The sequence below is a fragment of the Mycolicibacterium alvei genome, assembly GCF_010727325.1.
Lineage (GTDB): Bacteria > Actinomycetota > Actinomycetes > Mycobacteriales > Mycobacteriaceae > Mycobacterium > Mycobacterium alvei.
In genome coordinates this window covers 927,878-952,341 of sequence record NZ_AP022565.1, presented here as the reverse complement: position 1 = coordinate 952,341, position 24,464 = coordinate 927,878, and the positions used below count along the sequence as shown (strand labels likewise).

Here is a 24,464-nt window from a genome sequence, read left to right as displayed (position 1 = left end):
GCAGCCGCTACAGCACCCGCGAGCTGGCCTTGGCCCGTGCGCTCCACCGGCCGTCCTGGAACCCGACCACCACGGGGTGAGCGAAGGCCTCGCTGACGTGCTCGGTGTTGACGACGTCGCGGGCCGGCCCGCTGGCCACCGTGCGCCCCTGCGAGATCAGCAGGGCGTGCGTGGTGCTGGTTGGCAGTTCCTCGAGGTGGTGGGTGACCAGGATCGAGGCCATATCGGGATGCGAATCGTCGAGCGTGTCAAGGGTTTCCAGCAGCTGCTCGCGGGCCGCCACATCCAGGCCGGTGGTGGGTTCGTCCAACAGCAACAGCTTCGGATCAGCGATCAGTGCCCGCGCGATCAGGGTGCGGCCGCGTTCGCCCTGCGACAGCGTCGGCCAGATCGCGTCGGCCCGGGCGCCCAGCCCCACGGTGTCGATCAGTTCCTCGGCCCGACGCAGCTGCTCGGCGGTGGGCGTCCAATGCGCGGCGATGTCGATGGTGGCGGTGATGCCGGTCAGCACCACCTCACGCACCGTCAGCGGGTACTGCAGGCGATGCCGGGGATTCACGTGACCGATGGAGCGGCGCAGCACCGCCAGGTCGGTGCGGCCCATCTGGCCGCCGAGCACCTGCACGGTGCCGGAGGTCGGAAACGTCACCGCGGCACAGAAACCCAGCAGCGTGCTCTTGCCGGCACCGTTGGGCCCCAGCAGCGCCCAGTGTTCGCCGGACTGCACGGTCAGCGAGATGCCGTCGATGATCTGCTTGCCGTCGCGGCGGAAGGTCACATCGGAGATGTCGAGGACCGGGGTCATGCGAAAGACTCCTTCATCTCATCGATGGCAGCGGTGCTGCGGGCGGTCAACGCGACTTGAGCACTTCCAGTGCCTTGTCGGCGTGGGTGTCCATGTTGATCTCGCTGGAGATCACTGCGAGCACAGTGCGTTCCGTGTCGATGACGAATGTGGTGCGCTTGACCGGCATGAGCTTGCCGAGCAGGCCACGCTTCACCCCGAACTGGGCCGCGACCTTGCCGTCGGCGTCCGAGAGCAGCGGGTAGTCGAAACTCTGGATGTCGGCGAACTTGGCCTGCTTGGTGACCGGGTCGGTGCTGATCCCGACCCGGTTCGCCCCGACGGCAGTGAACTCGCCGGCCAGATCGCGGAAGTGACAGGCCTCCTTGGTGCATCCCGGAGTCATCGCCGCCGGATAGAAGAACAGCACGACCGGGCCGTCGGCGAGCAGGCTCGTCAGGGTGCGAATCGTGCCGGCCTGGTCTGGGAGTTGGAAGTCGGGAGCGGTGTCACCGGTCCTGATCTGTGTCATGGTCGCTCACGCTACGCCGTCTGCATGCCAGTCCTGCTCTGTCGATCTGGGAGGATTGGTCTGTGCAAACCACCCCCGACAGCCTCAACCGCACGACATCGCGCGAGGATTTCCGGGCGCTGGCCGCTGAGCACCGCGTGGTACCGGTGACGCGCAAGGTACTGGCCGACAGCGAGACGCCGTTGTCCGCGTACCGCAAGCTCGCAGCCAACCGTCCCGGTACGTTCCTGCTGGAATCGGCCGAGAACGGTCGTTCGTGGTCTCGATGGTCGTTCATCGGCGCCGGTGCCCCCTCGGCCCTGACGGTGCGCGACGACCAGGCGGTCTGGCTGGGTACGGCCCCCAAGGATGCGCCCAGCGGCGGTGAGCCGTTGGCCGCACTGCGGGCCACGCTGGATCTGCTGCAGACCGAGGCGGTGCCGGACCTGCCGCCGCTGTCGTCGGGGTTGGTGGGCTACTTCGCCTACGACATGGTGCGACGGCTGGAACGGCTGCCGGAGCTCACCGTCGACGATCTGGGCCTGCCGGACATGGTGCTGCTACTGGCCACCGATATCGCCGCCGTCGACCACCACGAGGGCACCATCACCCTGATCGCCAACGCAGTGAACTGGAACGGCACCGATGAGCGCGTCGACGAGGCCTATGACGATGCCGTGGCCCGGCTGGATGTGATGACCGCCGCGCTCGGCCAGCCGCTGCCGTCCACGGTGGCGACGTTCAGCCGGCCGCAGCCCGATCACCGCGCGCAGCGCACGGTGGAGGAGTACTCGGCGATCGTCGAGAAACTGGTCGGTGACATCGAGGCCGGCGAAGCCTTCCAGGTGGTGCCGTCGCAGCGGTTCGAGATGGATACCGCCGCCGATCCGATTGATGTCTACCGGATGCTGCGGGTCACCAATCCGAGCCCCTACATGTACCTGCTCAACGTCCCCGATGCCGATGGCGGACTGGACTTCTCGGTCGTCGGCTCCAGCCCCGAGGCGCTGGTCACGGTGAAAGAGGGCCGAGCCACCACCCACCCGATCGCCGGCACTCGGTGGCGCGGCACCACCGAGGAAGAAGACGTCCTGCTGGAAAAGGAACTGCTGGCCGACGAGAAGGAACGCGCCGAACACCTGATGCTGGTTGACCTCGGCCGCAACGATCTGGGGCGGGTGTGCCGTCCGGGCACTGTTCGGGTCGAGGATTACAGCCACATCGAGCGCTACAGCCATGTGATGCACCTGGTGTCCACGGTGACCGGGGAGCTGGCGGAAGGCAAGACCGCACTGGATGCGGTGACGGCATGTTTCCCGGCCGGCACCTTGTCAGGCGCACCCAAGGTGCGGGCCATGGAGTTGATCGAGGAGGTCGAAATGACCCGGCGCGGCCTCTACGGCGGAGTGTTGGGCTACCTGGACTTCGCGGGCAATGCCGATTTCGCGATCGCCATCCGGACCGCACTGATGCGTGACGGCACGGCCTATGTGCAGGCCGGCGGGGGTGTCGTGGCCGATTCCAACGGCCCCTACGAGTACAACGAATCGGCGAACAAGGCGAAAGCCGTGCTCAATGCCATTGCCGCCGCCGACACCTTGGCCGAGCCGTGATCCGGGTGGCGCAGGCGCTGTTCGTCGTCGCGGCGGTGGCGCTGTGGGTCGCGTCGCGGATGACCTGGGTCTCGGTGACGTCGTTCGACGGGCTGGGCCAGCCGAAGGCCACGGCGTTGACGGGGGCATCCTGGTCGACGGCTTTGATCCCGCTGGCGTTGCTGGTGCTGGCGGCCGCGGTCGCGGTGCTGGCCTTGCATGGCTGGGCGCTACGGTTGCTGGCTCTGCTGATCGCCGCGGCCAGCGCCGGGATGGGGTACCTGGGGATCGGCCTGTGGGTGATCAAGGATGTGGCACAGCGGGCTGCTGACCTGGCAGTAATTCCGGTCTCCCAGCTGACCGCAGCCGGGGGCGGGACCAGTCGCTCCTACGGGGGCGCCGTGCTGACCCTGGTGGCGGCGGTGTGTGCGCTGGTCGGTGCGGTGCTGCTGATGCGGTCGGCCAACAGTGCCAAGCGCGGGATTGCCGGCCGCTACGCCGCACCTGCGGCGCGGCGTGAGGCGGCGAGGGCGGACGGAGGCGATGAGCCGATGTCGGAGCGAATGCTGTGGGATGCGTTGGACGAAGGTCAGGATCCGACCGGCGACGGTGGCGATCCGGACAGTCAGGGCCGGTGAATGGTGAAGGTGTGGCGGCGGCTACCCTTCCTGGGAGGGCAACCGGGACCGGCCCGGAGGCACCAGAGAGGAACCGACGGGCGATGAGTGCGGCGACAGTGCTCGACTCCATCATCGAGGGAGTCCGCGCCGACGTAGCCGCTCGCGAGGCCATCGTCAGCCTGGCTGAAATCAAGGCGCGAGCCCAGGATGCACCTGCACCGCTCAACGTGATGGCTGCGTTGCGCGAACCGGGAATTGCCGTGATCGCCGAGGTGAAGCGAGCGAGTCCGTCGCGGGGCGAGCTGGCCCATATCGCCGACCCGGCCCACCTGGCGCAGGCCTACGAAGCCGGTGGTGCGCGGGCGATCAGTGTGCTCACCGAGCAGCGCAGGTTCAACGGCTCGCTGGACGACTTGGACGCGGTGCGGGCTGCGGTGTCAATTCCGTTGTTGCGCAAGGACTTTATCGTCAAGCCATACCAGATTCATGAAGCCCGGGCGCACGGCGCAGACCTGCTGCTGCTCATTGTGGCGGCGCTGGAGCAACCGGTGTTGGAATCGCTGCTGGAGCGCACGGAATCCCTTGGGATGACGGCTCTGGTGGAGGTGCATACCGAAGAAGAGGCCGACCGGGCGTTGCAAGCCGGTGCCAAGGTCATCGGTGTCAATGCCCGCGACCTCAAGACGCTGACCGTCGACCGGGATTGCTTCGCCCGGATCGCTCCAGGGCTGCCCAGCAATGTCATCCGCGTCGCGGAGTCCGGAATACGTGGAACCGCTGACCTGCTGGCGTACGCCGGTGCGGGTGCCGATGCCGTACTGGTCGGTGAGGGACTGGTGACCAGCGGGGATCCCCGGACCGCGGTCGCCGATCTGGTTACCGCCGGTACGCACCCGTCCTGCCCGAAACCGGCTCGCTGAACCAGGCGATGAGCCGCTCGCACGAAAAGGCACATTGATGGCGGATCTCGCGGGGCCGGAGTTGCCCCGTTCCAGCGCAGGCATTGCCGAACCCACCGTTCATGATCCCGACGCTCGGGGTCACTTCGGTCCCTACGGTGGACGGTTGGTACCCGAGGCGCTGATGGCGGTGATCGAAGAGGTCACCGCGGCCTACGAGAAGTCCCGCGGCGATCAATCCTTCCTCGACGAGCTCGACCGTCTGCAGCGCCACTACAGCGGCCGGCCCTCGCCGCTGTACGAAGCCGCCCGACTATCCGAGTACGCCGGTGGTGCCCGCATCTTCCTCAAGCGAGAAGACCTGAACCACACCGGTTCTCACAAGATCAACAACGTTCTTGGGCAGGCGCTGCTGGCGCGGCAAATGGGCAAGACCCGAGTCATCGCCGAGACCGGCGCCGGGCAGCACGGCGTGGCCACCGCGACGGCGTGTGCGCTGCTCGGTCTGGAATGCATCATCTACATGGGCGCGGTGGACACCGCCCGGCAGGCCCTCAACGTCGCGCGCATGCGACTGCTCGGCGCGACCGTGGTCTCGGTCGAGGCCGGATCCAAAACCCTCAAGGACGCGATCAACGAAGCCTTCCGGGACTGGGTGACGAACGCCGAGGACACCTACTACTGCTTCGGAACGGCGGCCGGTCCGCATCCGTTCCCGGTGATGGTGCGTGATTTTCAGCGGATCATCGGCATGGAGGCCAGGGCGCAGATCCTCGATCAGGCCGGCCGGTTGCCCGACGCGGTCGCCGCGTGCGTCGGCGGCGGCTCGAACGCCATCGGCGCGTTCCACGCGTTCATCGACGACCCGGCGGTGCGGTTGATCGGTTTCGAGGCCGCGGGCGACGGCGTGGAGACGGGGCGCCACGCTGCGACCTTCACCGGCGGTTCGCCGGGCGCGTTCCAGGGATCGTTCTCCTACCTGTTGCAAGACGACGACGGCCAGACGATCGAGTCGCATTCCATCTCGGCCGGTTTGGACTACCCGGGCGTCGGACCCGAGCATGCATTCCTCAAAGACGCCGGCCGTGCCGAGTACCGACCGGTCACCGATACCGAGGCGATGGACGCGTTCTCGCTACTGTGCCGTCGCGAGGGCATCATCCCGGCGATCGAATCGGCGCACGCGGTGGCCGGCGCGCTCAAGCTGGGGCCGGAACTGGGCAGTGGATCGATCATCGTGGTGAACTTGTCCGGGCGTGGTGACAAGGACGTCGAGACGGCGGCCAAGTGGTTCGGACTGCTCGATGAGGGGAGCGTGGGATGAGCCGCCTGGCGGAGTTGTTCGACGGCTGCCGCGCCGAGAACCGCGCCGCGCTGATCGGTTACCTACCGACCGGGTTCCCGGACGTGCAGACCTCGATTGCGGCGATGACGGCGCTCGTCGAATCCGGTTGCGACCTCGTCGAGGTCGGTGTGCCGTACTCGGACCCAGGGATGGACGGACCGACGATCGCCGCCGCCACCGAAGCCGCGCTGGCCGGCGGGGTGCGGGTGCGGGACACCTTGGCCGCGGTCGAGGCAATCAGCAACGCTGGTGGCCGCGCCGTGGTGATGACCTACTGGAACCCGGTGCTGCGCAAGGGTGTTGACACGTTTGCCCGCGACCTTGCATCGGCTGGTGGATACGGACTGATCACCCCGGATCTGATCCCCGAGGAAGCCGACGACTGGTTCGACGCATCCGAGGCGCACGATCTCGACCGGATCTTCGTGGTCGCCCCCTCCTCGACGCCGGAACGGCTCGCGGCGACAGCGAACGCTTCGCGCGGATTTGTCTACGCCGCATCGACAATGGGCGTCACCGGAGCACGTGACGTGGTCTCGAACGCGGCCCCGCAACTGGTACGGCGCGTCAGGGAAGTATCCGATATCCCGGTCGGGGTTGGGTTGGGTGTGCGATCGGGGGCGCAGGCCGCCGAGATCGGCGCCTATGCCGACGGCGTCATCGTCGGATCAGCACTCGTCTCGGCACTGGGCGAGGGGTTGGACGCCCTTCGTCGACTCACCGAAGAACTGGCCAACGGCGTTAGGCAGAGGATTTCAGCTTGACCACTACCGTGCTCGCGTATTTGCCCAGCCCGTCGCAGGGAGTCTGGCATCTGGGGCCGGTACCGGTCCGCGCGTATGCGCTGTGCATCATCGTCGGCATCATCGCAGCGCTCATCATCGGCGACCGGCGTTGGCAAGCGCGGGGCGGGCAAGCCGGCGTCATCTACGACATCGCCTTGTGGGCAGTGCCTTTCGGGCTCATCGGTGGCCGGCTCTACCACGTGATGACGGACTGGTCCACGTATTTCGGGCCCACCGGTAGGGGCCTTGGTGCGGCATTCCAGGTCTGGCAGGGCGGTCTGGGAATCTGGGGCGCCGTCGCCCTCGGCGGTGTCGGAGCCTGGATCGGTTGCCGTTCGCGTGGGATTCCGCTGCCGGCCTTCGGCGACGCAATCGCTCCGGGAATCATCTTGGCTCAGGCCATCGGCCGGCTCGGAAATTACTTCAACCAAGAGTTGTACGGGGGCGACACCACACTGCCGTGGGGCCTGGAGATCTACAAACGGGTGAACTCCCTCGGTGTCGTCGACGATCTCAACGGGGTGTCGACCGGTGAGGTCCTGCGGGTCGTACATCCGACCTTCCTGTACGAGTTGCTGTGGAACCTACTGATTTTCGCGCTGCTCATTTGGGCAGACCGGAAGTTCAAACTCGGCCACGGCCGGCTGTTCGCGCTGTACGTGGCCGGCTACTGCGCAGGCCGATTCCTCGTCGAATTGATGCGCAGCGATCCGGCAACCGAATTCGCCGGTATCCGCGTCAACACCTTCACCTCGACGTTCGTATTCATCGGCGCTGTCGTCTACATCATGCTGGCGACCAGGGGGCGGGAAGACCCGGCGACCTTGGTGGGCAAGCCCGATGACGAAGAGGATGAATCGGCATTCGACGAGTTTGGTGAGGAACTCGTTGCGGCGGCCGCCACGACCGGCGTTGTCGCGGCTGCATCGGCGGCGGGACAAGACGATGACGAGGACGCCGAGGATGCCGACCACATGCATCCGGACGAGGTCGGTGCCAGCGAGGACGACGGCGCCGAAGCGGCCGCGGCAATTGATCTGAAGGCGATCGACAAGGATTCCGACGAGTCCGAAGGTGCGGACGGCGAATCGGAAGAGGTCGAAGACGAGGCGGAACCCGAATCCGAGGAAACCGCCGAATCTGAGGCCGCTGACGCTGAAGCCGAGGCCGAGGAAGTCGCCGCCGAGACCGAAGACGAGAGCGAAGACGGCGAGGAGGCTGAGTCCCTCGAGTCGGTGGATGCCGAAGCAGACGTGGCCGAGGAACCCGAGGCGGCTGAAGCCGAAGCCGAGGTTGACGACGAATCGGTCGATGCTGAAGCACTGGTAGCTGACGACGCCGACGGCGACGCGGCGGAAGATTCTGAGGAAGCGGCTGACGAGACCGCCGAACCTGACGCTGACGTCGACGAGGAGTCCGTCGAAGAGGTCGGTGATTCCGACACCGCTGAAGGCGAGCCGGGAGCCGAATCCGAGGAAGTCACCGACGACGAGAACGCCGACCAAGAAGCAGCGGTCGATGCCGATACCGCTGAATCGGAGGCAGAGGCCGATGCCGGTGCGGATGCTGAGCCCGACGAACCGGTTGATGCCGACGAGGTTGTCGATGAGGTTGAGGCCCCGGTAGACGCAACCGTCGAGGCGGACGACACAGAAGCAGGGGAAGCCGGAGCCGAGCAGTCCACCGAGGAGCCAGAACCGGCCACCGACGAGGAGTCCACGGCTACCGAAGACGAGCCTGAGACTGAATCGGCCGACGCCGTCGAAGAGGTTGCCGCGGAAGAGGTTGTGGCCCCGACTGACGATGCCGACGCCGAGGCGATGACCGATGAGGTCGATGAGGCCGACGCCGCAGCACCAGACGACGACGAGGACGAATCGGAGCCCGCCGGAGAGGCCGTCGAGGTCGACTCCGATGATGCGCAGACGGAAGCCGAGTCCGAGGACGACGACGAGGCGGCCGAGCCTGTCGAATCGCCGGATGCTGACGAAGACGCTGAGCCCACCGAGCCCGAGGCTGAGCCCGATGAAGCGGCCGACGAGGTCTCAGGTGATGAGGCGGACTCCGAAGTGGCAGACGACGTCGAGGACGAATCCGAGGCCGAGGCGGCTGGCGATGCGGCTGAGGAAGTCGAGGCCACGGCTGACGACGCACCTGCGGATGGGGGGGACCAGACCGACGGTGACGTGGAGTCTGGGGCTGCCGAGCAGGCTGATGCGGACGACGAATCCGACGAACAATCGGACGATGAGCCCGGGGACGCGGTTGCGGATGAGCCCGAACCTGCGGAGCAGGGCGGTCGGGTGCGTCGCTGGTTCCGCCGTAACCGGTAACGATCCACACTCTGGCATCCTGGCTGTATGACCGATCCGTCGCAGTCCGGAGGCCCGTCGGATTTCCCGCCGCCGGCCGGCTTCCCTCCACCCGCGGGATATCCGCCGCCACCGGCGTATCCGCCGTATCCGCCGACCTACGTGGATCCGAGCGCGCCGTTTGGTCGTCATCCGGTCACCGGTGAACCCCTCTCCGACAAATCCAAGGTGGTTGCCGGGCTGCTGCAGTTGGTCGGCCTGTTCGGGTTCGTGGGCATCGGGCGGATCTACCTGGGCCAGACCGGTTTGGGCGTCGCTCAGTTGATCGTGGGTCTGGCCACCTGCGGTATCGGCGCCGTCATCTGGGGGCTCATCGACGCGATCCTGATCCTCACCGGCAGTGTCCGCGACCCGTACGGACGTCCGCTGCGCGATGGAGCCTAACGGCCTGACCTCCACGCCGGCGGGACGGTTGTCACTGCTGGCCGCGGGAGTGCTCGGTGCTGGCGCGTTGACCTATACCGGTGTGGCCGATCCGCACGGTCCCGGTTTCCTTTTCCCAGGTTGCCCGTTCAAGGCCCTGACCGGGTGGAACTGCCCGGCCTGCGGTGGCCTGCGGATGACCCACGATCTGCTGCACGGTGACGTGGGCGCAGCGGTCGTCGACAACGTATTCGCCCTTGTCGGTCTCCCGGTCCTCATCGTGTGGATGCTGGTCCGGTGGCGGCTGGGCAAGGCGCTGTTCCCGGTGCCTGCGGTGGTCACGATTGTGCTCACCCTGGCGCTCTGGACGGTGGTGCGGAACCTGCCGGGCTTCCCGCTGGTCCCGACCTTGATCGCTCAGGAGTAGCCGACCTGCGCTGATACACTGAGAATTCGGGCCGGTGCAGTCCCGGGACCAGGACGTTCCGGACTTGCGGAGGTGCGATCAAATGCTGTTCTCGGCATTGCCAGATGCGCAGGGGCTCTATGACCCCGCCAATGAGGCAGATTCCTGCGGCGTGGCCATGATCACCGATATCCAGGGCCGCCGCTCCCACGGCATCGTCTCCGACGGTCTGACCGCGCTGGAACATCTCGAACATCGAGGTGCCGCCGGCGCCGAGCCCAACAGCGGCGATGGTGCCGGCATCCTGCTGCAACTGCCGATCGAGCTGCTGCGCGATGTGGTCGATTTCGACCTGCCGGGGCCTGCCGCCGATGGCAGTCACACCTTCGCCGCGGGCATCTGTTTCCTGCCACAGGACCTGGATGCGCGGAGTGCCGCCTGTGCCCGCATCGAGGCGTTGGCCTGCGAGGAAGGCCTCGAGGTCCTCGGCTGGCGGGCGGTACCGGTCGACCCGGACGGCGCCGGTATCGGTTTGACGGCGCTGGGCTGTATGCCGCACATGGCGCAACTGTTCGTCGCGGCCCCGGCGCGCGACGGCGTCCGGGCGGCCGGTATCGAGCTCGACCGCAGGGTCTACCCGCTGCGCAAGCGGGCCGAACAGGGCGCGGGGGTCGACGCGGTCTATTTCGCGTCGCTGTCCAGCCGGACCATCGTCTACAAGGGCATGTTGACGACAATGCAGCTGCCGCAATATTTTCCGGACCTGCGCGACGAGCGTTGCATGAGCGCGATCGCGATCGTGCACAGCCGGTTCTCCACGAACACTTTCCCGTCCTGGCCACTGGCCCATCCGTTCCGGTTCGTGGCGCACAACGGGGAGATCAACACCGTGCGCGGAAACCGCAACCGCATGCACGCCCGGGAGGCGCTACTTGCCAGCACCCGGATTCCCGGTGACCTGAGCCGGTTATCGCCGATCTGCACCCCGGACGCCTCCGATTCGGCATCCTTCGACGAGGTGCTCGAGCTGCTGCACCTGGGCGGGCGCAGCCTGCCGCATGCCGTGCTCATGATGATCCCGGAGGCGTGGCAGAACGCCACCACGATGGATACCGCCGAGCGGGCGTTCTGGAAGTTCCACGCCTCGCTGATGGAGCCGTGGGACGGGCCGGCCTGCGTCACGTTCACCGACGGCACCGTGGTGGGGGCCGTATTGGACCGCAACGGTTTACGGCCGGGACGCTGGTGGCGCACAGTCGACGACCGGATCATCCTGGCCAGTGAAAGTGGTGTGCTGGACGTGCCGTCGGGCCAGATCGTCGCCAAGGGCCGCTTGCAGCCCGGGAAGATGTTCCTGGTCGACACCGCCGCCGGACGCATCATCGGAGACGATGAGATCAAGGAGCAGCTGGCCGCGGCCGAACCCTACGGTGAGTGGCTTCATGCCGGACTGCTGGATCTCGGCACGTTACCCGCGCGGCCCCGGTTCCAACCGAATCACGAGTCGGTGGTCCGGCGACAGATCGCCTTCGGGTACACCGAAGAGGAACTGCGCATCCTGCTGACGCCCATGGCGGCGTCGGGAGGTGAGCCGCTCGGTTCGATGGGGACAGATACTCCCGTCGCGGTGCTGTCGAAGCGTTCACGTCTGTTGTATGACTACTTCGTCGAGCTGTTCGCCCAGGTGACCAACCCTCCACTGGACGCCATCCGCGAGGAGGTGGTGACCTCGATGGCCCGGGTGATGGGGCCCGAGCAGAACCTGCTGGAGCCCACGGCAGCCTCGTGCCGCCAGATCGTGCTGCGCTGGCCGGTTCTCGACAACGATGAGCTGGGCAAGATCGTCCGCATCAACGACGATGGCGAGCATCCGGGCCTGCGCACTACCGTGCTGCGCTCCCTCTACGACGTCGAACGCGGTGGGGAAGCATTGGCCGAGGCACTCGACGACCTTCAGCTGAGGGCAACCGAGGCGATTGCCAAAGGTGCTCGAACACTGGTGATCTCCGATCGCGATTCCGACCACACCCGGGCCCCGGTCCCGTCGCTGCTGGCGGTTTCAGCGGTACATCACCACCTGGTGCGCACCAAAGAACGCACCAAGGTGGCACTTGTCGTGGAAAGCGGCGACGCCCGCGAGGTCCATCACATCGCCATGCTCATCGGGTACGGAGCCGCCGCCGTCAACCCGTATCTCGCATTCGAGTCGATCGAGGACCTGATCCGCGAGGGCGAGCTCACCGGGATCGAAACTGCCACTGCCGTGCGCAATTACGTCAAGGCGCTGGGCAAGGGCGTGGTCAAGGTGATGAGCAAGATGGGCATATCCACGGTCGCGTCCTATACCGCCGCGCAGGTTTTCGAGGCAATCGGGCTGAGCCGCGATGTCGTCGACGAATACTTCACCGGTACCACCAGCCAGCTCGGCGGCGTCGGACTGGACGTACTGGCCGAGGAGGTCAAGCTCCGCCACCGGCGGGCGTATCCGGAGAATCCCACCGAGCGGGTGCATCGTCGGCTCGAGGTTGGCGGCGAGTACGCGTTCCGTCGCGAAGGTGAACTGCACCTGTTCACCCCGGAAGTGGTTTTTCTACTTCAGCATTCGACCCGTGCCGGGCGCCGTGATGTCTTCGCCAAGTATTCCGAGGAGGTCGACCGGTTGTCCCGGGAAGGCGGGACTCTGCGTGGCCTGTTCGAGTTCAAGCAGGGGCTGCGCCCGCCGGTGCCGCTGGACGAGGTTGAACCGGTCGAATCGATCGTGAGTCGATTCAACACCGGGGCGATGAGCTACGGCTCCATCTCGGCGGAGGCCCACGAGACCATGGCGATCGCCATGAACAACCTCGGTGGGCGGTCCAACAGCGGCGAAGGCGGGGAGGATGTCGACCGACTCTACGATCCGCAGCGGCGAAGCGCGGTCAAGCAGGTGGCGTCGGGTCGCTTCGGCGTTACCAGCGACTATCTGGTGAACGCCACCGACATCCAGATCAAGATGGCTCAGGGCGCCAAACCCGGTGAGGGCGGACAGCTTCCGGGGTACAAGGTGTATCCGAACATCGCCAAGACCCGGCACTCCACGCCGGGAGTGGGGTTGATCTCGCCGCCCCCGCACCACGACATCTATTCGATCGAGGATCTCGCCCAGCTCATCCACGACCTGAAGAACGCGAACGCCGACGCCCGGATCCACGTGAAGCTGGTGAGCAGCGTCGGGGTCGGTACGGTTGCGGCCGGGGTATCGAAGGCGCACGCCGACGTGGTGCTGATCTCCGGGCACGACGGCGGCACCGGCGCCGCACCGTTGACCTCGCTCAAGCATGCCGGTGCACCGTGGGAGATCGGCTTGGCCGACACCCAGCAGACGTTGGTGCTCAACGGTTTGCGTGACCGGATCACTGTGCAGTGCGACGGCGGTATGCGTAGTGCACGCGACGTGATCGTGGCTACGCTCTTGGGTGCCGAGGAATTCGGTTTCGCCACAGCACCGCTGGTGGTTGCGGGTTGCATCATGATGCGGGTCTGTCACCTGGATACCTGCCCGGTCGGCGTGGCCACGCAGAACCCCGAACTGCGGGCGCGGTTCAACGGCAAACCCGAGTTCGTGGAGAACTTCTTCACGTTCATCGCCGAGGACATTCGTCGCTATCTCGCCGAGCTGGGATTCCGTAGCATCGACGAGGCGGTCGGCCATGCCGAGGTGCTCGACACCGATCCCGGTGTGGCGCACTGGAAGAGCCGTGGACTCGACCTCAGCCCCGTGTTCGAGGTGCCCACCGATGCCCACGGCAACATCACCCAGCGGCGTCGGGTGCGCGGTCAGGAGCACGGGCTCGAGCAGGCCCTGGACCGTACCCTGATCCAACTCGCCGAGGGGGCGCTCGAGGACGCTCACCCGGTTCGGCTGGAGCTACCCGTCCGCAACGTCAACCGAACGGTGGGCACCCTGCTCGGATCGGAGGTCACCCGCCGCTACGGTGCCGCCGGATTGCCCGACAACACCATCCACGTCACCCTGACCGGGTCTGCCGGCCAGTCGATCGGAGCGTTCCTGCCGCCCGGAGTCACGCTGGATCTGATCGGTGATGCCAATGACTATGTGGGCAAGGGACTTTCCGGCGGCCGGGTGATCGTGCGGCCACCAGACGATGTGCTGTTCCTGCCGGAGGACAATGTCATCGCCGGCAACACCCTGCTCTATGGCGCCACCTCGGGTGAGGCTTTCCTGCGGGGACGGGTCGGTGAGCGCTTCTGCGCCCGTAATTCCGGGGCCCTGTCCGTCGTCGAGGGAGTCGGAGACCACGCGTGTGAGTACATGACCGGCGGTCGGGTGGTGATCCTGGGTAAGACCGGGCGCAACCTGGCTGCCGGCATGTCCGGTGGTATCGCCTTTGTGCTCGGCCTGGACCCGGCCCGGGTCAACACCGAAATGGTGGAACTGCAGCAGTTGGAGGCCGAGGACCTGGTCTGGCTGCACGATGTGGTGGCCGACCATGCACGCCATACCGGCAGCACTCTGGCGTCGTCGATTCTGGCTGACTGGCCCAGACGCAGTGCGCAATTCACCAAAGTAATGCCCACCGACTACCAGCGTGTTCTGCAGGCGACCCGGATGGCCAAGGCCGAGGGGCGCGATGTGGACAGCGCGATCATGGAGGCAAGCCGTGGCTGATCCGACCGGATTTCTTCGTGTCCCCAAAATCGAGGCGGCCAAACGACCGGTCGAGGAGCGGGTGGGGGACTGGCGCGAGGTGTACGAGCGCGAGGATCCCAATGCGCGCACCGGTGAGGTGTCACAGCAGGCGCGGCGTTGTATGGACTGCGGGATCCCGTTCTGTCATTCCGGCAAGGCGGGGTGCCCGTTGGGCAACCTGATCCCGGAGTGGAACGACCTGGTCCGGCGGGGACGCTGGGATGCGGCCAGTGATCGCCTGCACGCCACCAACAATTTTCCGGAGTTCACCGGACGGTTGTGCCCGGCGCCGTGTGAGGCGGCCTGCGTGCTCGCGATTTCCGAGGAGCAGACCGGCGGCAGCGTGACGATCAAGCGGATCGAGCAGACCATCGCCGACCACGCCTGGATGAACGGCACCGTCCAACCTCAGCCTGCCGCGATCTCCACCGGCCGGAGCGTCGCCGTCGTCGGCTCGGGCCCGGCGGGTTTGGCTGCCGCACAACAACTCACACGCGCCGGTCACGAGGTGACGGTGTACGAGCGTGACGACCGGGTCGGCGGGCTGCTGCGCTACGGGATTCCCGAGTACAAGCTCGAGAAGTCGGTATTGAATCAGCGTTTGGCTCAGATGCGGGCCGAGGGCACGAGATTCGTCACCGAGTGTGAGGTTGGTGTCGATCTGACCGTGGAGCAACTGCGTCAGCGTCATCAGGCGGTGGTGCTGGCGGTCGGTGCGCTGCGCGGCCGCGACAACGCGGTGCCCGGCCGCGAACTCGACGGTGTGCACTTGGCGATGGAACACCTGGTGCCCGCCAACCACGAATGTGAGGGCGATACATCCTCACCGATCTCGGCGGCAGGCAAGCACGTGGTGATCATCGGTGGCGGCGACACCGGCGCCGACTGCCTGGGGACCGCGCACCGCCAGGGCGCGGCGTCGGTCACTCAACTCGACTACAACACCGAGCCTCCCGAGACCCGCGACGACGAGCTCTCGCCGTGGCCGACGTGGCCGCTGGTGCTGCGGACTTCACCGGCCCACGCCGAGGGTGGCGCGCGACGGTATGAGGTTGCGGTACAACGTTTTCTCGGGGACGACAGCGGTCATGTGCGGGCCGTCGAGATCGCCGAAGTTCGGGTGACCCGCGATGCGGAGGGGCGGCGCGAGATCAGCCCGGTGGGCGAGTCGTTGCAGATTCCGTGCGACCTGGCACTGTTGGCGATCGGGTTCGAGGGGGTCGAACACATGGCTCTGCTCGACGGACTGCAGTTGAAACTGACCCGGCGCGGCACCGTGTCGTGCGGTTCGGACTGGCAGACCGACGCGCCCGGCGTGTTCGTCTGCGGTGACGCGCACCGCGGTGCCTCGCTCGTGGTGTGGGCCATTGCCGAGGGCCGCAGCGCGGCGCACGCAGTGGACGCATATCTGATGGGGGACTCGGATCTTCCGGCACCGGTACATCCCGGGACTCTCCCACTGAGCGTCGTCTGAATCGATCAACTAGACTGATACGACGTGAGCAGACGCGGAAAGATCGTTTGTACGCTTGGCCCGGCTACCAGCAGCGATGAGACGGTACGGGCTCTGGTCGAGGCTGGCATGGACGTCGCCCGGCTGAATTTCAGCCATGGTGACTACACCGACCACGAGGCCTCCTACAAGCGGGTGCGGGCGGCATCGGACGTCACTGGCCACGCGGTGGGAATTCTGGCCGACCTTCAGGGTCCCAAGATCCGGCTGGGTCGCTTCGCTGATGGCCCCACCCGTTGGGCGACCGGCGAATCGGTACGGATCACCGTCGACGACTGCTCGGGCACCCACGATCGGGTGTCGACCACCTACAAGCGGTTGGCCGAAGACGCTCGGCCGGGGGATCGGGTCCTGGTCGACGACGGCAACGTCGGCCTGGTGGTCGACCAGATCGACGGTAACGACGTGATCTGCACGGTCACCGAGGGCGGCCCCGTCAGCAACAACAAGGGTATGTCGCTGCCCGGCATGAACGTAACGGCGCCGGCGCTGTCGGAGAAGGACATCGAGGATCTCGAGTTCGCGCTGCGACTGGGGGTTGATCTCGTCGCATTGTCGTTCGTCCGTTCGCCCGCGGATGTCGAGCTCGTGCACGAGGTGATGGACCGGGTCGGCCGGCGCGTTCCGGTGATCGCGAAGCTGGAGAAGCCCGAGGCGGTCGAGAACCTCGAAGCTATCGTGCTGGCGTTCGACGCGATCATGGTGGCCCGCGGTGATCTGGGTGTCGAACTGCCGCTGGAGGAAGTGCCGCTGGTCCAGAAGCGTGCCATCCAGATGGCAAGGGAGAACGCCAAGCCCGTCATCGTCGCCACCCAGATGCTGGAGTCGATGATCGACAGCTCCCGGCCCACCCGGGCCGAGGCCTCCGACGTCGCGAACGCGGTGCTCGACGGAGCTGACGCGGTGATGCTCTCCGGGGAGACCTCCGTCGGCAAGTACCCGCTCGAGGCGGTCAAGACGATGGCTCGCATCATTGCGGCCGTCGAGGACAACTCGGTGTCGGTGCCGCCGTTGACCCACACGCCCCGCACCAAGCGCGGGGTCATCTCTTATGCGGCCCGCGATATCGGGGAGCGCCTCGATGCCAAGGCGCTGGTCGCGTTCACCCAGTCCGGGGACACGGTGCGCCGGCTGGCCCGGCTGCATACCCCGCTGCCGGTCCTGGCGTTCACGGCGCTGCCCGAGGTGCGCAGTCAGCTGGCCCTGACCTGGGGTACCGAGACGTTCATCGTGGAACAGATGAACAGCACCGACGACATGATCCGCCAGGTCGACCAGTCGTTGCTGGATCTGGGCCGCTACAAGCGCGGCGACCTGGTGGTCATCGTCGCGGGCGCCCCTCCGGGCACAGTAGGCTCCACGAATCTGATCCATGTGCACCGCATCGGGGAGGACGACGTCTAGCGGTCGTCCGGCAGACAGCGCCAACGATCTGGAAAGGCATTCCTTGACACACCCGGATTTCGAGGAGCTGCTGGCTGTTCTCGATCTGAATCGCGTCGACGACAACCTGTTCACCGGTTCGCATCCGAGCAAGAACCCGGTGCGTACCTTCGGTGGGCAGATGACCGCGCAGGCGTTCGTCGCCGCCGGGCGCACGCTGGAGCACAAGTTGGCACCGAGTGCGTTGAATGCCCATTTCATCGCCGGTGGTGATCCCCAGAAGGATCTGGAATTCCACGTGGTGCGACTGCGCGACGAGCGACGGTTCGCCAACCGCCGGGTGGATGTCGTGCAGGACGGCAACCTGCTGACCACGGTGATGTTGTCCTACATGAATGCCGGCCGGGGGCTGGAGCACAGCCTGCCGGCCCCGGAGGTTCCGCATCCGGACACGCTGCCCAAGATCGATGAACTTCTCCGCGGATACGAGAAAACGGTGCCGTTGTTCGTCGAGGCGTTGCGCCCGATCGAATGGCGGTACACCAACGATCCGTCCTGGGTGATGCGCAACAAGGGCGGCAAGCTCGATCACAACCGGGTGTGGCTCAAGACCCAAGGCACGATGCCGTCGGATCCGGTGTTGCACGGCGCGGCCCTGGTGTACTCCTCGGATACCACCGTGCTCGATTCGATCATCACCACGCACGGGTTGTCCTGGGGTTTCGATCGCATCTTCGCGGTGACGATGAATCACTCGGTGTGGTTTCACCGGCCGATCAAGTTCGACGAGTGGGTGCTGTACTCGACCACGTCGCCGGTGGCCGCGGAATCCCGCGGGCTGGGTACCGGCCACTTTTTCGACGCGGCGGGCCACCTGGTGGCGACGGTGGTGCAGGAGGGAATCGTCAAGTATTTCCCCGGTGCGGCTACGACGTGAGTCGGCTCAGCGGGTAGGGGTCGGCGTCACGCCGAACGAATCCTCCACGCGCCGCTCGAACTGTCTCTCGCACTGCTGCTGGGCCGCGGTATCGTCGCCGGCCTCCTGTAGGCAGTGCACATAGTCGCGGCCACCGACCTCGTCGAACCAGTGCAGCCCGAAAACCACCCAGATGGCGACGAAGGCCAGCGATAACACGCAGGCGATCGCGCCGAGCACGATTCCGGAGACGGCGACGCCGCCGTTGGTGGCTTCGCCGCGCTGGCAGCGACCGCGGGCCAGAAATCCGAGGATCACCGCCGTGACGCCGAAGATCAGCCCGCCGATCACCGACCACACCAGCACCAGACCGAGCACGGCAAGAGCGAGCGCCGCGATACCGAGTCCGTTGGCCGGGGGGCGCGATCCCGGTTGCATCGGGTATCCGCCGTAGGGCGGCGGCGCCGGGGGATATGCCCCGGGATACGCGCCCGGGGGAGGTGCATACGGATACGGCGGGGGCGGGCCGGTCGGCTGGGCGTCGTCAGACCCGGGCGGGTTCGCTCGCTCGTCGGTCATGCCTGTGAGGTTACCCGCCGACGGCCGTGCCGGGTTGCAGACAGTGGATGACGGGACAGTCGAGGGTGTCCGGCAGATGGTGGGTGGCGACGACGACGGTTCGGTCCGAGTCGAACCAGTCACCCGGAGTGAGGATTTCGGTCAGGATGCGGTGACTGTCGGCCGCGTCGAGGTTTTCGGTCGGCTCGTCGAGCAGGACGATCGAGAAATCTGACAGCAACACCCTCGCCAGCAGCAGTCGACGACGCTGACCGGCCGACATTGCGGTGTGGCCGCCTTCGAGCACGGTCGCCAATCCGTCAGGCAGTGCCGCCAGCCATTCGGTGAGCCCGACGCGCTCGATCACCGACAACAGTTCGGGGTCGGTGGCATCCCCGCGGACCACCAGCAGATTGTCCCGCACGGTGGTCTCGAAGATATGCGCATCCTCGGCGAAAAAGGCTGCACGTCCGGGGGTTTCATCGAGCCGCTCGGCCAGTGCCATCAGCAGGGTGGTCTTTCCCGAGCCGCTGGGGCCGACGACGGCGTGCCGGCCTCCGTCGGGGAGATCGACCGAGGGAGCCGCCGGCCGTCGGCGGGCCAGGAGGTCGCCCTCGGTGAGTTCGAGCAGACGCCGCGCGGCGATCCGGGACTTGGTGAGTCCGACTGCGGCGTCGGGAAGGGCAGTGGTCGCCTCGAAGGCCGACAACGGCAACAGCATCAGGATGGCGAGGGTGGTCGGCGCGGCGGTGGGGGCCAGCGCGATACCCGCCATGACGGCGCCCAGGACACTGGCGCCGATGGCGATGCTGGGCAACGCGGCGGCCAGTGCGGCCGGGGCCGCCGCGCGGTCGGCGGTGTGCCCCCAGTCGCGGTGATGGCGCTCCGCGGTGGCGATGACGTCGTCGAGTCGTCCACTCACCCGCAGCTCCGGGGCGAACTCCAAGGCCAGCATCGTGGCGGAGTCGCGGTCACCACGGTGTTGGACTGCAATGGATTCCGCGGCCGCTACGGCGCGGGCGGTGAGTGCCGGGGCAACCACGCCGGCGATCAGCAGGCACAGGGTGAACACCACCGCGGCGCCGGGCGAGATGAGAGCGATGACACCGACGGCCACCGTGCTCAGCACTGTGGCCACCACGATCGGCAGCACCGAGCGCACCACCACGTCGGCCAGTTCATCGACGGAACTACCGACCCTGGACACCAATTCGCCACTGGACAGTCGCAGCGCATCGTCGTCTGGTCCCATCGCGAGCCTGCGGTACAGCCCGGTGCGGGCATTGGCTGCCGCGCGTAACGCCGTGTCGTGGGCAGCCAACCGCTGGCAGTAACCGAGTACGCCGCGTGAAATCCCCAGCCCGCGGACGGCGACCACGGCCACTGACAGGTCCAGGATCGGGGGCATCTGCCACGCTCGGGTGATCAGCCACGCCGAGACGCCCGCCAGTGCCAGCGCACTGCCCAGCGAGAGCACCCCCAGGACGCTGGCCAGGATCAACCGGCCCACGCGGGGCCGCAACAGGTCCAGGGTCAGCCGCAGCAGCGGATCACGACGAAACATGTGTGGCACCAATCGTGATCACCTCGTCGCCGATGGCCACCACCGGATCCCGGTGCCCGACCACCACGACCGTGGCGCCGGCTCGTGCCCGGGCGACGATGGCCTGCAACACCCTCTGTTCCAGAGCGGAATCAAGGTGGGCGGTGGGCTCGTCCAGCAGCAGCACGTGTGCCGACGACCCGAGTGCCCGGGTGAGCCCCAACCGTTGTCGCTGCCCGAGGGACAGTCCGACTCCCGTGCGGCCGATCGTGGTGTCCAGTCCGTCGGGAAGGTCATCGAGAACATCGTCGAATCCGGAATCGCGGCAGGCCCGGTCCGGGTCGGCCAGGGGACCGAGTAGTTCGAGGTTGTCACGGACGGTCCCCGGGATCAGCACCGGTCGGTGGGGCAGCCAGGCGAGGCTGTGCCACCAGGCCGTCAGGTCCAGGTCGGCGACCTCGACTCCGTCGACGCGTACGGGCCCCGATGGCAGGGTGGCCAATCCGAGGATGGCTTGCAGCGCTGTCGACTTTCCCGCCCCGTTGGGTCCCGTCAGCACGGTGACCCGACCGGGTTCGGCCGCCGGTCCCAGGCCGGTCAACTCGATCGTCGGTGCGGAATTCTTCGGGCGCAGCCCACCTTCGGTCGGTGGGTGCGTCTCGCACAACCGAAAAGCCTGTTCGGCTGCTGTTTTGCCATCCTGCGCCGCGTGAAAAGCCGCACCCACCCGGCGCAACGGCCAAAACACCTCGGGGGCCAGCAGCAGCGCCGTCAGACCCGCGGTCAGGGTCATCTCGCCGTAGACGAGTCGCAGGCCGACGCTGACGGCCACCAGTGCGACACCCAGAGTCGCCAGCAGTTCGAGCACCAACGAGGAGAGGAATGCGATCCGCAGCGTTGCCATCGCGGAACGTCGATGCGCGGCAGTCAATTCGGTGATCCGTTGGACCGAACCAGCAGCGCGGCCGAGGGCACGCAGCGTCGGAATGCCGGCCACCAGATCGAGTAGCCGGGCCTGCAACGTCGTCATGGCGGCCAACGAGGCCGCCGACCGCTCGGCGGTGACCAGTCCGATCAACACCATGAACACCGGGACCAGGGGGAGTGCGATCACGACGATCGCCGCGGCCTGAAGGTCGTAGCAGGCTATCACCACCACTGCCAACGGGGTGAGGACCGCCGCCTGCACCACCGCGGGCAGATAGCCGGTGAAGTAGGGCCGCAGTCCGTCGAGACCACGGGTGACCACTGCGGCGGCGGAATCACGGTCTGCCGCCAATTGTCTTGGCGGTAGCGCGGTTACCGCGCGAAGGACCTGACTGGACAACTCTCCGATTACCGCGGTGGCACCGCGCTGGGAGAGACGGCCCTGCAGCCAGTGCGCGGCGGCTCGCAGTATCCAGAGCGCCGACAACGCGACGAGGGCACCGCCGTGGCGGGCTGCCGAACCCGGGTCGACAATGATCGCGGCAACGATGTGTCCCAGCACAATCGCCGCGGCGATGGTGCAGACGCTGATGGTCACGCCGCAGGCGACGGTCGCCAACAGGTGACGCCGCAGCGCCGTGGTGGACCCGGTGGCTCCCCGGATGCCCAGCGCCCGCCAGAGATTCAGGCTGACCGCCGTGACAGTCCGATCGGCGCGGGTATCCGATCGGCGGAGATCCGCTTGCTGAAAACCCAGTACGTCCAGGCCTGATAGATCACCACCAGTGGTGCGAACACCAGTGCCGCCCACGTCATGATCTTGAGGGTGTACGGCGAGGACGAGGCATTGTGGATGGTCAGGCTCCAGTCCGGGTTCAGGGTCGAAGGCACCAGATTCGGGAACAACGATCCGAACAGCAGAAGCACCACGGCGGTAACCACAATCGTGGTGTAGATGAAGGCCCAGCCTTCGCCGCTGCGGCGGTAGATCTGGGCGACCGCCGCGAGTTGTGCCAGCACGGCAGCGGCGAGCAGGAACCACGTCCAGCTCTTGCCGTGGGCCAATTGTGTCCAGATGCCGAACCCGGCCACCAGGACCGTGGTCGGAATCGCCAGCCGCGTCGCGAATTGGAAAGCGTCCGTGCGGATCTGGCCGCTGGTCTTCAGTGCGACGAACACCGCGCCGTGCAGTGCGAACAGAGCGCCGGTCGCCAGTCCGCCGAGCAGCGTGTAGGAGTTGAGAACATCGCCGAACGACAGGTGCATCTGTCGGTCGCCGTCGACCGGCAGGCCGCGCACCAACCCGGCGAACGCGACACCCCACAGGATCGCCGGCGTCCAGGAACCGATCGCGATGGCGATATCGGCCCATCGCCGCCACCCGGGATCATTGATTTTCCCCCGCCATTCGATCGCCACGACGCGCACGATCATCGATAACAGGATCGCCAGGAGCGGTAGATAGAGGCCGGAGAACACCGTGGCGTACATCTCCGGGAAGGCAGCGAACATCGCTCCGCCCGCGGTGATCAGCCACACCTCGTTGCCGTCCCATACCGGGCCGATGGTGTTGAGTGCGGCACGGCGATACGGTTCGGGGTCTTCGTTCCGGCCTGCGGCAGTCCGGCCGAAGAATGCCATCAGCATCCCGACGCCGAAGTCGAATCCCTCGAGGATGAAGAATCCCAGGAACAAGACTGTCAGCAGGATGAACCAGAGTTCTTGTAGTCCCATCGGTCCGCTCCTCAGTAGGCAAACGACAACGGCGCGACTTCGTCATCGTCGGGTGGCGTCGGCGGGGCAGGTTCGGCGTCGTGTTCCAGCGGTCCCTCGACGATGTAGCGACGCAGCAGGAAGAACCACACGACCGCCAGTACGGCATACAGGAGGGTGAAAGTGATCAGGGAGAGCCACACCAACCCTGCAGAATGCCCGGAGACACCCTGGGCGACGGTCAACCGGATGTCTTGATCGCCTGTCGGATTCGGCACCACGACCCACGGCTGGCGACCCATCTCGGTGAACACCCAGCCGGCGCTGTTGGCCAGGAACGGGGTGGGGATCGTCAGCAGGGCGAACCAGCTGAACCAGCGGTGCCGGGGAATTCTCCCGCCGCGGGTCAGCCAGAGTGCGGCCAGCGCGAACAACCCCGGCACTGCCAGCAGTCCGATCATCGCCCGGAATGACCAGTAGGTGACAAAGAGATTCGGACGGTAGTCACCGGGCCCGAACTTCTCCTCGAACTGCGCCTGCAGGTCGTTGACACCTTCGAGGTGAACACCGGTGAACGTGCCCTCGGCCAGGAACGGCAGCACATACGGCACCTCGATGAGGTGTATGACACTGTCGCAGTTGTTGTGGGTCCCGACGGTGAGCACCGAGAAATTGGGGTCGGTCTCGCTGTCACACAACGATTCTGCCGAGGCCATCTTCATGGGCTGTTGCTGGAACATCAGCTTGCCCTGCGCGTCTCCGGTGAAGAACAACGCGACCGCGGAGATCAGTGCGACCCAGCAGCCCAGGATGGTGGCGGGGCGGTACATCCGGACGGCGTCGTCGCGCTTCGTGTCCTCCGCACCCTCAGCATGACTGCGCGAGCGCACCATCCACCACGCGCACACACATGCCACGAACGTGCCCGCGGTCAGAAATGCGCCCGCGACAGCGTGACTGAACGCGGCGATCGCGGTGTTGTTGGTGAAGAGCGCGACGATGCTGGTCAATTCGGCGCGGCCGGTTTCCGGATTGAACCGTGCCCCGACCGGATGCTGCATGAACGAGTTCGCGGCGATGATGAAGAACGCCGACATGTTCACCGCCAGGGCGACGATCCAGATACAGGCCAGGTGAACCAGTCGGGGCAGCCGCGACCAGCCGAAGATCCACAATCCGATGAACGTGGATTCGAAGAAGAATGCGACGAGGCCTTCCATGGCCAGTGGGGCGCCGAAGATGTCTCCGACGAATCGCGAGTACTCGCTCCAGTTCATCCCGAACTGGAACTCCTGGACCAGACCGGTCGCGACGCCGATCGCGAAGTTGATCAGGAAGAGCTTGCCGAAGAACCGGGTCAACCGGTACCAGCTGTCGTTTCCGGTGACCACCCACACCGTCTGCATGATGGCGATCAGCGGCGCCAACCCGATCGTCAGCGGAACGAAAATGAAGTGGTACACGGTGGTGATTCCGAATTGCCACCGCGATACGTCCAAAGCGTCCATCTGGCCCTACTTTCGAGGTCTCAGATCAATCTACGA

At 66.4% G+C, this 24,464-nt stretch carries 19 protein-coding genes; 12 read left to right on the top strand and 7 right to left on the bottom strand.

The genetic code is table 11. The features are described 5' to 3' along the window. Positions 1-7: 7 nt before the first annotated feature. Both G6N44_RS04490 and G6N44_RS04485 read right to left on the bottom strand, forming a co-directional pair. Positions 8-805: an ABC transporter ATP-binding protein gene (locus G6N44_RS04490; protein ID WP_163661480.1), complete on the bottom strand. Its 798-nt coding sequence runs from the start codon at positions 803-805 to the stop codon at positions 8-10. Positions 806-851: 46 nt separating this feature from the next. Continuing rightward, positions 852-1,307, bottom strand: a complete 456-nt coding sequence (locus tag G6N44_RS04485) for a peroxiredoxin (protein WP_179964544.1) — start codon at positions 1,305-1,307, stop codon at positions 852-854. Positions 1,308-1,378: 71 nt separating this feature from the next. Here G6N44_RS04485 and G6N44_RS04480 point away from each other — a divergent pair, with 71 nt between their 5' ends. The 12 genes from G6N44_RS04480 to G6N44_RS04425 all read left to right on the top strand — a co-directional run bounded on the left by G6N44_RS04480 (position 1,379) and on the right by G6N44_RS04425 (position 18,200). Further along, positions 1,379-2,908, top strand: a complete 1,530-nt coding sequence (locus G6N44_RS04480; RefSeq protein ID WP_163661476.1) for an anthranilate synthase component I — start codon at positions 1,379-1,381, stop codon at positions 2,906-2,908. After that, positions 2,905-3,525, top strand: a complete 621-nt coding sequence (locus tag G6N44_RS04475; protein ID WP_163661474.1) for a TIGR02234 family membrane protein — start codon at positions 2,905-2,907, stop codon at positions 3,523-3,525. Before G6N44_RS04480 ends, G6N44_RS04475 begins: the two co-directional genes overlap by 4 nt. 83 nt (positions 3,526-3,608) lie before the next feature. Beyond that, positions 3,609-4,427 (top strand): indole-3-glycerol phosphate synthase TrpC, encoded by an 819-nt coding sequence (trpC, locus tag G6N44_RS04470; protein WP_163661471.1) that lies wholly within the window; start codon positions 3,609-3,611, stop codon positions 4,425-4,427. Between the two features lie 37 nt (positions 4,428-4,464). Beyond that, on the top strand, positions 4,465-5,730 hold the full coding sequence (gene trpB / locus G6N44_RS04465) for a tryptophan synthase subunit beta (RefSeq protein WP_163661469.1): 1,266 nt from the start codon (positions 4,465-4,467) through the stop codon (positions 5,728-5,730). Then, complete coding sequence (trpA, locus tag G6N44_RS04460; RefSeq protein WP_163661467.1) at positions 5,727-6,515, top strand: tryptophan synthase subunit alpha; 789 nt, start codon at positions 5,727-5,729, stop codon at positions 6,513-6,515. Before trpB ends, trpA begins: the two co-directional genes overlap by 4 nt. Next, entirely contained in the window at positions 6,512-8,869 is a 2,358-nt protein-coding gene (gene lgt / locus G6N44_RS04455) for a prolipoprotein diacylglyceryl transferase (RefSeq protein ID WP_163661465.1), read from the top strand. The genes trpA and lgt overlap by 4 nt, the downstream gene beginning before the upstream one ends. Before the next feature lie 27 nt (positions 8,870-8,896). Next, entirely contained in the window at positions 8,897-9,292 is a 396-nt protein-coding gene (locus G6N44_RS04450; protein WP_163661463.1) for a TM2 domain-containing protein, read from the top strand. Next, positions 9,282-9,698: a DUF2752 domain-containing protein gene (locus tag G6N44_RS04445; protein ID WP_163661461.1), complete on the top strand. Its 417-nt coding sequence runs from the start codon at positions 9,282-9,284 to the stop codon at positions 9,696-9,698. The genes G6N44_RS04450 and G6N44_RS04445 overlap by 11 nt, the downstream gene beginning before the upstream one ends. Positions 9,699-9,780: 82 nt before the next feature. Then, positions 9,781-14,346 carry a glutamate synthase large subunit gene (gltB, locus tag G6N44_RS04440; protein ID WP_163661458.1) on the top strand — a complete coding sequence of 1,522 codons (4,566 nt, stop codon included), beginning with the start codon at positions 9,781-9,783 and terminating at the stop codon, positions 14,344-14,346. Further along, positions 14,339-15,841, top strand: a complete 1,503-nt coding sequence (locus tag G6N44_RS04435; RefSeq protein WP_163661456.1) for a glutamate synthase subunit beta — start codon at positions 14,339-14,341, stop codon at positions 15,839-15,841. The genes gltB and G6N44_RS04435 overlap by 8 nt, the downstream gene beginning before the upstream one ends. 24 nt (positions 15,842-15,865) lie before the next feature. After that, entirely contained in the window at positions 15,866-17,284 is a 1,419-nt protein-coding gene (pyk, locus tag G6N44_RS04430) for a pyruvate kinase (RefSeq protein WP_163661454.1), read from the top strand. Positions 17,285-17,327: 43 nt separating this feature from the next. Continuing rightward, positions 17,328-18,200: an acyl-CoA thioesterase II gene (locus G6N44_RS04425; protein WP_163661451.1), complete on the top strand. Its 873-nt coding sequence runs from the start codon at positions 17,328-17,330 to the stop codon at positions 18,198-18,200. Between the two features lie 6 nt (positions 18,201-18,206). Here G6N44_RS04425 and G6N44_RS04420 read toward each other — a convergent pair whose 3' ends face one another. From G6N44_RS04420 to G6N44_RS04400, 5 genes are read right to left on the bottom strand one after another with little or no spacing between them, the layout of a single operon-like run. Beyond that, positions 18,207-18,758: a DUF4190 domain-containing protein gene (locus tag G6N44_RS04420; RefSeq protein ID WP_163661449.1), complete on the bottom strand. Its 552-nt coding sequence runs from the start codon at positions 18,756-18,758 to the stop codon at positions 18,207-18,209. Positions 18,759-18,768: 10 nt separating this feature from the next. Beyond that, positions 18,769-20,301 carry an ATP-binding cassette domain-containing protein gene (locus G6N44_RS04415; protein ID WP_163661447.1) on the bottom strand — a complete coding sequence of 511 codons (1,533 nt, stop codon included), beginning with the start codon at positions 20,299-20,301 and terminating at the stop codon, positions 18,769-18,771. Beyond that, positions 20,288-21,841: a thiol reductant ABC exporter subunit CydD gene (cydD, locus tag G6N44_RS04410; protein ID WP_179964543.1), complete on the bottom strand. Its 1,554-nt coding sequence runs from the start codon at positions 21,839-21,841 to the stop codon at positions 20,288-20,290. Before cydD ends, G6N44_RS04415 begins: the two co-directional genes overlap by 14 nt. Positions 21,842-21,891: 50 nt before the next feature. Further along, positions 21,892-22,941, bottom strand: a complete 1,050-nt coding sequence (cydB, locus tag G6N44_RS04405) for a cytochrome d ubiquinol oxidase subunit II (RefSeq protein WP_163661445.1) — start codon at positions 22,939-22,941, stop codon at positions 21,892-21,894. A gap of 11 nt (positions 22,942-22,952) precedes the next feature. Continuing rightward, a complete protein-coding gene (locus G6N44_RS04400) occupies positions 22,953-24,428 on the bottom strand; it encodes a cytochrome ubiquinol oxidase subunit I (RefSeq protein ID WP_163661443.1) in 1,476 nt (491 codons plus the stop codon). Between the last annotated feature and the right edge of the window lie 36 nt (positions 24,429-24,464).